This window comes from Marinoscillum pacificum, from assembly GCF_024714495.1.
Taxonomy (GTDB): Bacteria; Bacteroidota; Bacteroidia; order Cytophagales; family Cyclobacteriaceae; genus Marinoscillum; species Marinoscillum pacificum.
Genome location: NZ_JAMZMJ010000002.1, coordinates 209487 through 224256, shown reverse-complemented (window position 1 = coordinate 224256; position 14770 = coordinate 209487). Strand labels below are relative to the sequence as shown.

Annotated in this window: 9 protein-coding genes; 1 reads left to right on the top strand and 8 read right to left on the bottom strand. The window is 39.8% G+C overall.

Annotated elements, in window-relative coordinates; translation table 11 throughout:
• The first annotated feature begins 108 nt into the window (after window positions 1-108).
• Window positions 109-3255, top strand: a complete 3147-nt coding sequence (locus NXS00_RS07845) for a T9SS type A sorting domain-containing protein (RefSeq protein ID WP_258098604.1) — start codon at window positions 109-111, stop codon at window positions 3253-3255.
• Between the two features lie 346 nt (window positions 3256-3601).
• On the opposite strand, the gene NXS00_RS07840 is transcribed toward NXS00_RS07845, so the two are convergent.
• From NXS00_RS07840 to NXS00_RS07805, 8 genes are all read right to left on the bottom strand, one after another.
• Window positions 3602-5119 carry an ArnT family glycosyltransferase gene (locus NXS00_RS07840; RefSeq protein ID WP_258098603.1) on the bottom strand — a complete coding sequence of 506 codons (1518 nt, stop codon included), beginning with the start codon at window positions 5117-5119 and terminating at the stop codon, window positions 3602-3604.
• Between the two features lie 123 nt (window positions 5120-5242).
• Window positions 5243-6673 carry a helix-turn-helix domain-containing protein gene (locus tag NXS00_RS07835; RefSeq protein ID WP_258098602.1) on the bottom strand — a complete coding sequence of 477 codons (1431 nt, stop codon included), beginning with the start codon at window positions 6671-6673 and terminating at the stop codon, window positions 5243-5245.
• A 192-nt stretch (window positions 6674-6865) separates the two neighbouring features.
• Window positions 6866-7309, bottom strand: coding sequence for a hypothetical protein (locus NXS00_RS07830; RefSeq protein ID WP_258098601.1), 444 nt, complete (start codon window positions 7307-7309; stop codon window positions 6866-6868).
• Window positions 7310-7326: 17 nt separating this feature from the next.
• The gene (locus NXS00_RS07825; protein WP_258098600.1) at window positions 7327-8289 is read right to left on the bottom strand and encodes a GxxExxY protein; all 963 of its coding nucleotides are present in this window, start codon (window positions 8287-8289) and stop codon (window positions 7327-7329) included.
• Window positions 8290-8428: 139 nt separating this feature from the next.
• A complete protein-coding gene (locus NXS00_RS07820) occupies window positions 8429-9103 on the bottom strand; it encodes a hypothetical protein (protein WP_258098599.1) in 675 nt (224 codons plus the stop codon).
• A 35-nt stretch (window positions 9104-9138) separates the two neighbouring features.
• The gene (locus NXS00_RS07815) at window positions 9139-9573 is read right to left on the bottom strand and encodes a hypothetical protein (RefSeq protein ID WP_258098598.1); all 435 of its coding nucleotides are present in this window, start codon (window positions 9571-9573) and stop codon (window positions 9139-9141) included.
• A 411-nt stretch (window positions 9574-9984) separates the two neighbouring features.
• Window positions 9985-10320 carry a hypothetical protein gene (locus NXS00_RS07810; protein ID WP_258098597.1) on the bottom strand — a complete coding sequence of 112 codons (336 nt, stop codon included), beginning with the start codon at window positions 10318-10320 and terminating at the stop codon, window positions 9985-9987.
• Window positions 10321-10547: 227 nt separating this feature from the next.
• Window positions 10548-14540, bottom strand: coding sequence for a hybrid sensor histidine kinase/response regulator transcription factor (locus tag NXS00_RS07805; protein WP_258098596.1), 3993 nt, complete (start codon window positions 14538-14540; stop codon window positions 10548-10550).
• Window positions 14541-14770: the final 230 nt, after the last annotated feature.

Sequence of the window (14770 nt, the reverse complement as noted above, 5' to 3'; positions counted from 1 at the left end):
AATAATAATCTTCAAGTATTACTTGCCTCTATTTTCATGAATTCTGACATTTATTTCAAGATGATTTAATCATTTATTGGATTGATTTGGACTTACCCAATTCAATAAATGATGAAAAAATTTTTACTGACATTCGGAGCAATGTGCTCTTTATTGTTCACTTACGCCCAAGGTGTAGAGGTCTCTATTCAAGAAAGTGGCGGTTCATTTCAGCTATATCGAGATGGAAGTCCTTATTATGTCAAAGGTGCCGCATATAGTGGGCATTTTCTGGATTCACTGGCTACATATGGTGGCAATTCCATTCGTACCTATTCTACGGACTCGTCTACTCTAGAGCTGTTAAACAGAGCAGACTCACTTGGTATTACCGTCACCATGGGGCTGTATGCCGGGCGCGAAGAGGACTTCTTCAATTATAATGACACAGCGGCTGTTAATGCGCAACTGGAAGAGTTTAGACACTATGTGCAGATGTACCGGGACCATCCTGCGGTTCTCATGTGGTCAATTGGGAATGAAGCAGATGCCGGCTACACGAACTATCGCCTTTGGAACGCTGTTAATGACATTGCAGCCATGATTCATGAGGAGGATACATTGCATCCAACTATGACGGTTTTGGCATCTGCGCATGATGTAGATATCATAGAGATTAAAGCGCGAGCACCGGAAATAGATGTGCTGGGAATTAACGTATACAAGACTTTGGATAATTTGGAGCATCAGCTTACTTCCAATGGCTGGACAAAACCTTACATTGTTACCGAATGGGGTGTGGATGGTACCTGGCAAACCAATGAAACTGCCTGGAATGCTCCAATAGAACTGTCCAGTACCAGCAAGGCATATATTTACAGAACCCGATATAACAATTACATAGCAGCAAATCCAATGGGGCAGTGCATCGGCTCATATGTTTTTGTTTGGGGGCATCAAAATCATGGCGAAGTGGAAACATGGTACAGCTTATTTACTGTAAATGGCGAATCTTCTGAAGTGGTGGAAGCCATGCAGTATTCATGGACGGGTAGTTATCCCACTGAGCGTGCTCCACGAATTACACAGATGGTGCTTAATGGTCTGGAGGAAGATGATGACGTGCGGCTTACTGTTGGGTCTGCCAATTGGGCTACTGTAGATGCTTATGATCCTAATGGTGATGGACTAACCTATGAGTGGTATATCGTAAAGGAAGGTTATGATCTTGATGATGCGTCAGGGGGAGAAATCCTTCCGGGTATTGGAGGGCTCATTTTGCATCAGGACGGGGATAGTATCGCTTTTTCTGCTCCTGGGGCAAAGGGGGCTTATCGTCTTTATGTCGTAGTACGGGATGGTCATAGTAAAGTAGCACTGATGAATATTCCTTTTCAGGTTCAGTATGCTACCGACCTGTTAATGGACTATGAAGGTACTGGAGCGCTTATATTGGATTCTTCTGTTGGCACCTATAGTGTAATTGCAAACCCACATCAGGAGGAGAGCAACTGGACTGACTCAGTAGGGAGATACACAGCACCTGGTACAGACCCATACGATAAGTTCTCATTTTTCAGTGGAGTGGCCATAGAAGATGCTGGCAAGTTTAAAAGTGGAGATTTTATTGTGAGAATGGAACTGTACACCAATGCGCCGGTGGGCACGCCACTACAGCTCAACTTCCACAATGCGGCTGCAGCATCTGGTAGCTATCCTTCTGGCAGAAACAGTGTTTATAAAACGACAGTTCCAGCTCAGAATGAATGGCGAACAGTCTCATTCGGCTTTTATAATATACCAGATCCATCCGTAGGAGATCATCTGGTAGATGAGCTCGTTTTTGCTTTCGATGCAGGCTCAGCTTCTTCCTATACCTATCACTTTGATAATATTAGGGTTGAGAAGGTTTCTGAGGATAAATTGTCTTCTGATATAGTTTTTGAAAATTATGAAACCACCAGTGAAATATCTCAGCTCAGTGCCAGTGGTGACTATTCTGTGGTAGCGAATAATTGGATAGAAAGTGTCAACAAAACAGACTCTACATCCAGGTATATCCGGAATGGGGCAGCCACATATGATGGATTGACTTTCATCAATGAATCAATAGATGATGCTTCCGATTATGAGTCTGAGACTAAGGTTTTTGCTATCAACTTACGTACAGCCGCTCCTGTGGGTACTTTGATGCAGATTCAACTTAGAAATGATTCTATGTTGGGTGGGTCTCCTGCGGGTAGACACAGTATTTATGAAGCGAGAACCCTAAAACAAAATGAGTGGCATAGAGTGCTTTTTAATCATGTTAGTTCTCCGGATGCCAGTGTGCCGGATGATCAAGTAGATCGCATGGTCTTTTTGATGTCTCCTGGAGTAGCTACTGCTGATACATTCTATATCGACAATATTCGAGCTATTGGAGTAAATGCGACTGTTCCGGCCTTGCCAGAGCCATGGGGTAATACAGATATTGGGTCGGTAGGGCTGGCTGGAAGTACTGTAGATCAATATTCTGGAAAGGTATTCATCGTTCAGGGTTCGGGTAGCAATATTTGGGGTGCTGCCGACGAGTTTCAATACGCCTATCAACCATTTTCTGGGGATGGAGAGATCGTTTGTCAGATATCCTCTATATCTCCAGATGTTGATGATTACATGAAGGCTGGACTTATGTTCAGAGAGTCATTGACAGCCAATTCAAAAAACGCCTTGGTCTACATCACTCCTGAAAATGGGAATGCATTCCAATTCAGGCAAACAACTGGTGGCAGCTCAGTGAAATCATCAGACGCGGGAAGCATTGATAGATGGCTGAAGCTGAAGCGTACAGGAGATTTGTTTGAAGCGTTTCAGTCCAATGATGGCACCACCTGGGCACTACTAGATAGTTCTACTCTTACAATGTCCAATGATATTTATGTGGGGTTGGCAGTTACGTCGAATGACAATTCCAGGCGAGGTAAAACAACTTTCAGAGATATAGCAATTAGTGCAATAAGTAGTGCAAGAAGTACAGATTATACTCCTAAGAAGGTGCCTGTTTCAGTAAGAATGTATCCTAACCCAGCAATCGATAAAGTTAGAATTGAATCAAATGAAGAAGTGTATTCTATAATTATATATTCACTGCAGGGAGAGAAGTTAATGATTAGGAATCAGGTTTCAAATCGTATAACAGAGTTAGATGTGAGTAATTTAAATAATGGAGTATATGTTGTGAGTATCCAAATCAACGATAAAATATTTAATGAATATTTTATCAAGGAAAATTGATAGTAGAATTCAATTCTCCTTCTAAACGAAAAGTTGGATAAAAATATCGAACTTTTCAAGGTTTACACAAAGCCTGATTCATAAAGGAGTCAGGCTTTGTATTTTTAAACAATTTGCAGCTTGGTCTCAGTTGGTCCTTCCTGAATTCAGGAGTCTTTTCCCAATATTTAAACATAGACTAAAGACATCAAGCGTTACTTTAAGACAAAATGATCCGTTCGTCTAGGGGTTATGGGTGGCCAGTCAGGCACCCTAGTTTTGTCGTCCTAAGATTGCCTTCTAGTTTTTATTTTCTGTGTAGATATAATCAACCAAGGCGTATAGGGTACTAATGCCCAACCAGATACTAGTTTTCAGAAAAGTCATACAGGTTCAGGAAGTTCGGATATCCGGCACTTTCGAAGTGTTTTTCTTCAAGCAATTCGGCTTCCTTTATCATAATGTCCTTGATTTCTTCTACAGATAACGTAGGATTCATTTCGGGTCTATAACCGGTAAATAGGAACCACACTCTATGCTTGCCTTTGAGTGGTTCAAGGTCCTTTGCATATTCTTCGGCGGTAATGGTGTATTCATATGTTCCTAAGATATAATCCCTGATCCCGTACTTGGGACCATAATAGCTCATGTACAGATCTCCCGAGCCAAGCACGTACAATGCATCGCCGTGTTGTTTGTGCTCATTGTAATAGGAAAGCATTTTTTTGACCGGCTCAGATTCGATAGGGAGGCTGCTCACTCCTAGAATCACTATCATAACCGATGGAATTACCAACATCATGGCTATCGTGTTTGTCAGCCAGGGTCTGGCCCAACGGGTCTTCGTTTGTAGAAAAGCCAAACCGATCAGGGGTAATAATAGGAAGGGCCACAAGCCATAATAGGCCATTCTGCCTCCCATTGGTAAAATGTAAAACCCTACCAGGCCAATCATCATGATCACCGGGAGAGAGAGGATGAAAAAATCGAATCGTTTGTGTTTGATTAACGCGTAAAGGGTGATGAGAGATAGCAGTAGGAGAATGATACTTCGTGTTACCACAATGGGATTGTTGGCACCAATTACTGTTAGGAAATCCCCAAGGTTTAAAGTCAATTGCTTCGGGAAAAATAGGATATATTCAATCACCCCAGTGGGAGGAAGTATTTTGGAATGATGCGCTGCCATGGCGATGGCCACATCAGGTGAAATAATGAACTTCGCATAGACGATATTCCAAATTCCGCCAACTAACCACAATGCAACTAAGGGTAGGTACTTGCTTATCGGAACCTCTTTCATCTTCAAAAAGAAAATTGCTGTCAAAGCCATTACAAACACGCTTGCAGGAAAGGAAGCGGATGCTCCCAGAAATCCAATTAGCCCGTAAATCCAAACCTCTTTTTTAGAAAGGGTACGATCCAGAATGGTGAGACCAACCCAAACAAAGAACATTAAAAACAGGATGTCTCCGGTGTAAGGTTTGGCGTTGAACGACTGCCACCACGGTCCAAGAGCAGTGGCCATGAAAAACACAGCGAGCACTAGTTTGGTGGCAGTCAGAAATTTCCTGGCGATCAAATAGAATAGCCATAAAGCAAAGATTGAACCAACAAAAGGGTAGAGGCGAAAAGCCATCTCGGTACTGCCTATTAATGAATAGGAGAGCTTTTGGATTACATAAAATCCAACAGGTGCCACCTGATTGTAATCGGGCTGTTGGGTCATTAGCTCCCAAAAGGTCATGTTTTCAATGTTGACTACAGAGAATAGCTCGTCTTTCCACATGGATGGTTCAGCGAAGAACTGAAAAGCACGAGTGGTAAGGCCAAGTAGAAAGGCAATGGCAAGAAAAATTTTAACCGCTAACGAATGATGTTTCATGAGTTTTTTGAATAAAATGGAAACTCAAAATTGTATTTGAACACCTTCTGTTAACTATTGGTAATGTTGCATTCCGTTGCAACCTCGTCTCATGATGTTGCGCGGGATATCAATTATGTTGTATCACACAAGTGAATTGTAATTTCCCAGGTTCATGCGGGAGAGTAACTTGAGAAATTCAGGGTGGGTGTGAAGGAATTGAAAATGGAAGTCATACTTGATTTTACTCAAATCCATCAGTTTTTGATCGTAGGCTTTGTTTAGCCACATCAATGTTTGTTCTTCATCATTTATGAGAGCATACGCCTTGGCAATCAAATAAGCATCTGCCCACTCTCCACTTTGCTTGATCATTTCATCAACGATGAACTGGTAGACGCTACCAAGCCCGTCTGTTTGAAACGTTGCCAAGACGGTGTCTTTATGGCTTAATCCTGCTTTTTCGCAATAGGTTGCAAGAGCGTCAATGGCCAGAGCCATTTTCTGCTGTTTTTGATAAACGATGGAGGCATACCAATAACTACTCGCTTCATTATTGTCGATTTCAATGGCTGAGGCCAATTCAGTGAGTGCCTGCTCATAGTTGGCTAGGGCGATGAATTGTTCTGCTGATAAGAGGTAGTGGTAAATGAATAGGGGACAGTCTAATTTTGCATTTTCTATCAGTGTTCGAGCACTGTTGAGGTCTCCAGATACGAAAGTTTGATAGTGGCTGAAATAAAACTGTGCGACACAGTTGTTGGGATCATTTTTCAATGCCAACTGAAATTGTTCTGCTGCAGCTTCCCAGTGCCAGTCACACTGGTAGTAGATCATGCCTAAAATGCGATGACCTTCCGAAAAACCTGGCTCAATATCCAGTGCTTGACGAGCGTGTTTTTCGGCTTTTAGAGATTTCTCTTTAGAGATGCGTGGGTAGCAACTGTAGTAGTTGATTTCAGCCAAGCCTATATAGCTCGGAGTGTAGGAGGTGTCAATTGTCAGGCTTTGGTAGTAGTACTCAGTGGCTTTTGTGAAGCTCTCTGGTGTGAACCGATACATAAGGTGCTGCCCTTTGGTATAGGTCGCTTCTGCTTCCTTTGCGGATGTATGCTGCTCGTCTGGCTTATTGGTTGATCCAGTAAAGTAGAAGGCAGATACAATGAGTAGTAAAATGAATGCAGCGATACTCAAAAGAACCGGTTTGCTGAATTTTTCAGATTTTGGACTACTAAGAGCAGGTTCTTCCTGATTGGAGGCTCGTGATTCACCTGGGGTGCGTCCGTAATGGTCTTTGTAACACGCATTAAAATAAGCAGGACTTTTAAAGCCCACCTGGTAAGCAATCTCAGCAACTGTTAAATCTGTGGAGCTAAGCAGTTTTTGTGCCTGTAGCAATCGGTGTTCTTTAATGAGCTGACTGGCGGACTTGCCGGTAAGCGCATGCACCTTGCGATGCAACTGTGATCTGCTCAAGCATATTTCAGCGGCCAACTCCGTAACACCGAAGTGCTCATGAGAGGCATGTTTATTCAGTATCGCCTCAACTCGCTCTAAAAAGTTTACTTCGCCCATTCATACATAAAGGTAGCATAACTCCAATACATGCAGCGGTTTAGTTGGAATGGGGGTGGGTTCTGGTTTTTTGAAGTAATCTATTGTTTGTTGGAGATGCTTGTTCTGATTGTAGAGTCAGTGAACTGTTTAAGACAAATACAAAAGACGTGACTATTAGTAATATGTATTTTCAGCATTTTTTAGCGATATTCATTCAAAAAATCTATCGTCTCTCTGGTAATGAAATTTGTACGATATAGAGTCTGATTGATGGGTTTGTAAGATTAAATTGTTGTCGTTTAATTGTTTGATGGCATTTACTTCTTCCAATTTCAAAAATGAGTTGAAACGTTCTTTCTTTTCTGTTGGAGTTCTATGTATAACTATAGTTGAGTCACTCTTCACTTCCCAACGATACATTCGTTTTATACCTTCTTCAAGCTCTGTTAATGTTCCATCGTTAGAAAACCTTAATCGAACATCAGAATCGCCAAGTTCTTGACGCTCCTTGGTCTGTTCACTGTCGTTAATCGTTAAAATACCATGTAATCCCCATACATTGGAAGTTAGCTTTTCCCTAATGCTTTGTGAAGATTGTGCATGAAGGTTGAATAGTATAATGGTTGAAATTAGAAATAAAAATTGAATCTTCATTAGTTCCGGCATTATCGCTAGCGCTTGTTATTCTTCGTCTTTATTGTTCGCAGGTTATACATTCCATCAATTTGATTGTTAGTTGTGTCTTCAACAATTACTCCTTCTCTTTCAGTGCTAGGTATCCAAAGAATTCCTTCCTTGATTCCTGTAAATCCCATGTAAGAAAGTATTTGTTGTTCGTATCCTTTATGATACCTCATGCGAGGGCTTTTGAATTCGAGGATTACCTTCTCTTTTCCTTGTTCGATAAGCATATCAATCCTGTAAGGTCTTGATCCATTTTCAATTTTGACTTCACGATTAACTTTTATTGTGTCAGTTACAACATCAAGAAAAGCTTCAAACATTCCAATCAGTTCAATTTCTAAATGAGTATTGAAGTCCTTGTCAGTTGATTCAAGAAACAACATTATCCAAGCAGTAATCTTCTCTTTTAAGTCTAGTTTTTCATCAGATGCTACTTGGCGAATTTTCTCTTTCTGTTTTTTCTGTTTGGCAAGTTTTTGTTGTTCGACCTTATAGGCAAGTTTCTCAATGATTTGGTTGATCAGAAGATATGTGTAAGCTGAAACGTTTCCAATTGCTAAGAATGCTTCGCTTTCACTGAAGAATAATTTGAAGTCATGAGTTGATTTATTCCTCCATTCTTGTCTGTAGTTCGTAAAATGATGCAGAACCCTGTCATGAAATATTGAATTATTTGCGATGTAATCTTCAATGTCTACTGTTCTTTTTTTGTTAGCCTTTTCCTCTGTTTGATCTGCCAGGATCATGTAGGCCGTTCGTAAGCTACCTTCGAATGCTTGGTTTGTTCGATAAATAACATCAGTGAAAAAGTGTTCATCACCTTTCCTTTTACCTTCATTAAACAAGTGTTCGGCTCGTTCGATATGTGTTACAATTGGATCAAGTGAAATCTCAGGTGAAATTCGATTTATTTCTGCGAGTTGGTTTCTTATGAGGTCAAGGACATCCATTTGCGAAGAGTGAGTGAAGCATATCGTCCAACTATCATCCGTAAGCTAGACTTTTCAAATATCTACTAAAGTATCTCATCGCACCAGCCTTTGCAAATAGCTCAGTTAGCTTATGGATCATAGTGCATGTTATGCGCTTTTAGAATAAGATCTTCTCACAATATTCAATTGCTTCTGGGCATTGAACCTTAATCGTTGAGTTGGTTGGCACGTTTGAAAACCAAATGAAGCGATATTCTTCTTGATGTGAATATTTTTTATGTTTTGCAAATAACTCCATTCCTTGGGTTAGTTCGTTCATCAAATGATCCATCTTATATTTGCTTAATTCTTCAATAGTTTTCAAAAGGTTATCAGTTCTCAATTGCTTTTCTAGGAATTTGCTTCTATGTTCAACATAGTCGCACAAACCTTCAAGTCCAGAAGTTACGAATGGAAGCTTTTTTGATAGTTCTAATGCGAACAGTGTTGGGTGATTAATTTTAATTGCGCATGTTCCTTTAAAGTCATCAATAACCTGATCGTTCAAGTTTACAGTGGTTGACATGATAAATGCATTTATTCCAGCTTCATAAGTAATAGCATGCATGTTTTTATCATCTCCATCAAATATGATAGCTGCTTGACCTTCATATTTATCTCCTTGCATTTCGTCTTTATAGGATCGAAACTTGGAAAATGTGCTTAACTGAATTTCACCAGTATCAAAGAAGTTGTTCAGCCAAGCCACGTTATCCAGAATTCGGTAAACTGGAAATCTCTTAATTCTCCAATCTATAACCTGTTGAAGTGATGTTGGACTATATTGTATCATTAAGGAGAATTAGTAATTATTTCTGTTGTGGAATCTTAATCCAAATTGAGTTTTAATAGCTTTTCTATTTTTCGCTCGTATTTATTTATTTGATCGAAATCTGGACTTGAGATTGTGTTAGAAAGTCCTATCATACTTGATGAGGCATTGATAACATCTATTCTTTTTGGAATCAAGCCCAATCTAAAATAAAAGTTGTAAAAGCTTATTTTGAAAACAGTTCCTCGAAGTTTAGCTGAGAGATTTCTTAAGTCAAATGAGAGTGTCTTGAGTTCTTCACCGTTGACCTTCGGATATCCAAATTTGTTGGCATTTATGATCAGATAGGTAGCAATTTCACCTCTCAGATTATTCAGTTCAATAATTGGATCAACCTGAAATCGTTCTATAACTTTAGTTAGAGCGAAGATGGTTATTCCTCCAATAATCGTTAATCCAGATGTTAGTAATATTTTAAAGAATTCGTTCATGGTGCGGGTTTTGCGCATAACAATCAGATATGTGACAACCTGTCACGTATCCGCCTTATCAATTCATTTATAAACGTTAAAATACGGATAAGCACTTTTATTATCTCCAAAATAACGGAATCTGTTAAGACATCCAAGGATTCAGTATCACCTTAAAAGTTGGATTCTTTTAAATCAAAAAAGAGGCTGTAGCAAATGCTACTTTCATTTGTTATTTCGAAGTAACGAGGTGCTTGACAAGAGAAATCTTACTTGTTAGATTGTCAGTATGTTAAGATTTAAGGTGGATTTCTCCAAAGTCGAAATGACACCTTTTGAGACGGTCATTTATGAAAGGCGATTTTAAGTGTGTTCGCTATTGCTTGTCGCCCTGGTAATATCTTACTTGTTTTTAAGCAGCACCATTTTTTATTAGATCAGGCCTTTTTCTTCCAGTTCTTTTTTTAAGCTATGATATGACTTCAGCTTGGCTTGAAGCACTAGGTCTTCTGAATCCTGTGCAACCATTTTATGGGGAGGATCTGCTTCCTCAAACTCCTCGACTTCAATGAGAAGTTTATCACCTAATTTCAACTTCATTACCAGCCATCTAAGGTGCTGATTAATTTCTTTATCCAGCCCTCCTGTATGAATGTCTATTTCGTCTCGATCTTCCAAAAGAACACGAGTGAGGTTGATCGAAGTAACTCCTTTTGGGATACCAACCTTGATGGTTTCGTTATTATAGGTGAGCTTAAAGCCAATCATTCAATGATTCATTTATTTATACCCAAGATAATACAGTTCAAACTCGGTTATGCAAAACCAGCCTTTGGTTCGGCCAATTGCAGTGGATGTAAAGCCTTTACGTAAATTGCCATCGTTTCCCAACTCACTCATCATTTGGTCTTGTTTCCAATGCAGAGAAGAGTCCGACTATTGTTCATGAAGAGGAGATATCTTTATTTCTAATGATGTCTAAAGGATAATTGCATTTAAGCATTTACTTGTCTTTGATATTCTTTTGGTGTTACTCCGAATTCTGCCTTAAAGCACTTGGAAAAATATGAAGCACTGGAAAAACCCACTTTGTACATGGTTTCAGATACGTTTCCTTCATTGTTTTTCAAGAGCAATGACGCCTTTTTAATTCTATATTTTTTGATGATATCCTGAGCAGATAGCCCGGTTTGCGCTTTGAGTTTACGGTACAAGTGAGTGCTACTCATGCCCACCTCTTTACTGATTTGTTCAACACCAAAATCCGGGTCACTGATGTTGACTTCTATCAGGTCGATGACCTTTTTCAGGAATTTGTTCTCACGGTTGTCTTCAGCATCGGGAGCCTCCTGTAGAGTTAGGAATTCAGACCTTATATAAGAAGTAAGTTCTTTCTTTCTGGATATGAGATTGCTGATATGCGCATCCAATAAAGGTATTTCGAAAGGTTTGGTTAGGTATACATCAGCTCCATGGCGTACACCTTCCAGCTTATTGGATTCCATACTTTTAGCAGTTAGCAGAATCAGCGTAATATGACTTGTTTTCGGGTTGCTTTTGATTTTCTTGCACAATTCGAGTCCATCCATTACCGGCATCATGATGTCTGAAATGATTAGTTCGGGCATGAAGTTATTAGCTTTTTCAATCCCCTCGGCACCATTTTCCGCTGTTACAAAATTGTATGAGTGTTCCAGGCTTGTTCGAATAAAGTCAATGACATCACGGTTGTCCTCAACCAAAAGAATTGTTGGTTTATCAGTGTCTAGATCCAGTTGGTAGGTTTTGTTTTCCTGGTTTTTGGGGTATATAGAACGAGTTGCTCTTAATTCGACAGATGTTTCCGACTGAGAATCTATAGGTAAGTGAGACTTGCCAAGAGGCAGCCATACAGTGAAGGTAGTTCCCTGGTTAACCTGAGAATCGACTTTAATCTCTCCATGGTGTAATTCAACATATTCAGATGCCAGAGTCAGTCCAATACCACTGCTAGAGTCAAGTTTCTTGCCTTCTTCAGCTTGATAAAAGCGATCGAAAATCTTTTTTTGATCTGAACTGGAGATTCCAACGCCTGTATCCTTTACAGCGATTAAGATAGCTCCTTCTTTAAAATGCGCTGAATCTAAACTTATTTCCAGCGTTATACGGCCATTTTCTTTAGTGAATTTGAATGCGTTGGACAGAAGGTTGAAAAGAATGGTTTCTACCTTTTCTATATCAACCCAAACCATTTGACTTGCTATGTTATTTGTAAACTCAAATTCAATTTGATGCCTATTTGCCTGATCAATAAAAAGATCAAATACCTCTTTGCAGAATTGGACCAATTCAACTGGAGCAACTTTGAGCTGTAGCGTCTCACTTTCTAGTTTGTTGAAGTCTAGAATTTGATTAACTAGTTTCAACAGCCGCACACTGTTTTTCTCTGCTAGTGAAATAAGGCGCCGGCTCTGGTCATCAAGTTTGCCATGATTTTGTATTTCATGTATCGGAGGTAGAATTAAGCTAATAGGAGTCCTAAGCTCATGAGAAATGTTAGTGAAAAACAGCTCTTTGGTTTGCTCCAGCTCTTCTGCATGGTCTTTTTGCAGCCTGGTAATGCGCAGTTCGTTCTGCAGTCTGACCCTTGATGAATAAAAGCGCAAACCAAGGAAGGTGATTACTGCAGCAAGTAGCATGTATAGTATAATGAAGGATTTGCTGAGTAAGAGTGGTGGGTTGATAGTGATCGATAGGGAAGTAAGCTGATCAGACATTACGCCATAATTGTTGCTCCCCTTCACTTGAAAGTTGTAAGTTCCCGGTTGAAGACTTGAGTAGACTGCAAAGTTTTTTCTGCCTGACACATATTTCCAGTCCGTGTCGACTCCCTCGAGCATGTAGGCATAAACATTCATGTCTGGCTGCCAAAAATGTAAAGAGGAAAACTCTAATGTGACAGATCGCTGATCATACTCAAGTTCTATGGCATCAGTAAAACTGATATCCTTTGTCAGAACTGGGCTGTTATTCAAACTATCACCCACATTGATTTTCGTATTATTGATTTGCAGGCTGGTAATATAGACTGATGGTTCATAATCATTCGGTTGTGCTTTGGATGGATCAATTGAGATATACCCATTGTCTCCACCAAATAGTAGCTCTCCAGTGCTGTTTCTTGCCGCACAGCCGTAATAAAAACTTTTTAAGGGCAAATCTTTATCCAATGGGAAAATGGTCAGCTCTCCGGTAGGAGATAATCTGTGAATAGAGGTATTGGAGGTGCTCCAGATATTTCCAGCATGGTCTTCTATGATACTACTGACAATTACATCAGAGCCTGTGAGTACTTGATGGAATTTACTTAGATGAGTGTTGGTGTTATATTCTATCAATCCATTTAGTGTGCCAGCCCATATGGAACCACTGGATGAATAATACAAGCTGTAGATCATTTGTTGTTTGGCAACTTCTGTAAATGAGGATACTAACTGTCTTTCTTTGGTTTTTTCGTCCACACGATACAGTTGATCAAACTCAATGAGCCAAATGGCATTACCTCCATGGACTACTTTTTCTGAAACATTGCTAATTTCTGCGATGGATTCAAATTGAAGTTCATTTGGTTCATGAAAATCACCATTAACTTCGTACAAACCACCTTCCCAAGCACTTACCCATATTTTTCCTTCCGGCGATTTAGTTAGGTGAGCGATGTAATTACTACTCAATCCATTTTGGGAACTAGCAGTGATGGAATACATTTTTTTTAGCTGCTCATCCCAAATGTTGATCCCACCAGCGGAGCCTATCCATATTCTGTGTTGTTCATCTTCCTCCAGAGCAAAGACATTATTTAATAGCAGTTGTCTTTCGTTGCTAATGTTGGAATCGAAAATGACTTGTTCGCCGGTCTCAATGTCCGTTTTAATGACACCTCCTTGTGTTCCAATCCATAAATTGTCTTGAGAATCGGATAATATGGCCTTGACTTGATTGCCAATTAATTGATCTCCGGAAAACCTGGAGACTTCATGATACGTGTAGAAATTTCCATCAAGGTTCATTCTACTCAATCCATTAGAGGTAACAAACCATAGGACCCCAGATCGATCTTTAAATATTTGCCATATCACATTATTGGCAATGGAATAGCTGAGTTTAGGATTGTGAAACTGGGTTGATATTGAGTTGTCCGATGGAGAGTACACATTCAGGCCAAAGTCTGTCCCTAACCACAGGTTTTCTTTTTGATCTTGATAGATGCATTTGATTACCTGATTGCTAAAGTTGGCTTTTACTTTTTTGAATGACTCCCTCTCCGTTCCTTGAAATAACCCAACCTCTGTTCCAAGCCAAAGTTGATCTTTTGATTGCTTAATGTCTAATACCAGCAGGTTGTCCGGACCGTCTGAATCATCACGTGGCAGTGTGATTTGTGTGAATTTAGCAGAATCTTTAGTTAGCAGATTAAGTCCATCATAGGTTCCCACCCAAAGATTACGATCTTCATCTTCATGTAGAGATCGTACGGTGTTATGGCTGAGATTACTGGAAGCGGTGGTGTGTTTGGTATAAGTGTTATGATTGAGATCATATTCAAACAAACCAGAATTGGTTCCTATCCAAAGTTTGTTTTCTGATTTGAGTAGGGTTCTTATCGCCACATCTCCACCCAAATCAATGCGTGTGATCTCGAAGGTTTTGATATTCATTTGGCATAGGCCGTGCCAGGTGCCTACCCACAGTACGTCATCATCGGCAAGTAGCGTGCTGAGTTCATTGGATGGCAAACTGTTAGCAACGGCTTCTTTCTTAAACGTAAGAAATTCATAACCGTCAAATCGTGATAGTCCACTTCCAGTACCTACCCAAATGAAGTCGTATTGATCTTGCTCGATACATGCAATGATGTTTGAAGACAAGCCATCTCGTACGGTTAAGTTGGTGAAAAATGTAGACGTTTCTTGCGCAAAGAGGACTCCTGAGGTTAGGAGCCATATCACGGAAAAAGTCAATTTTATGTTTGTCTTCAGCCTCATGTACCGATTGGAGGAATTTTTAAAACCAAGTGAGCTATTACTTCAAATTTGTAAATAAATATGATTTAAATAGCTTAAAATAATTGATTTTGATACCAATGTAAGATTTGTGCTAGTCCGTGTAAGATAATTGTCCTTTGATAATTATCTCCCTACCTACTTTTATCACCACATTTCAAACCTAAAATATTGCA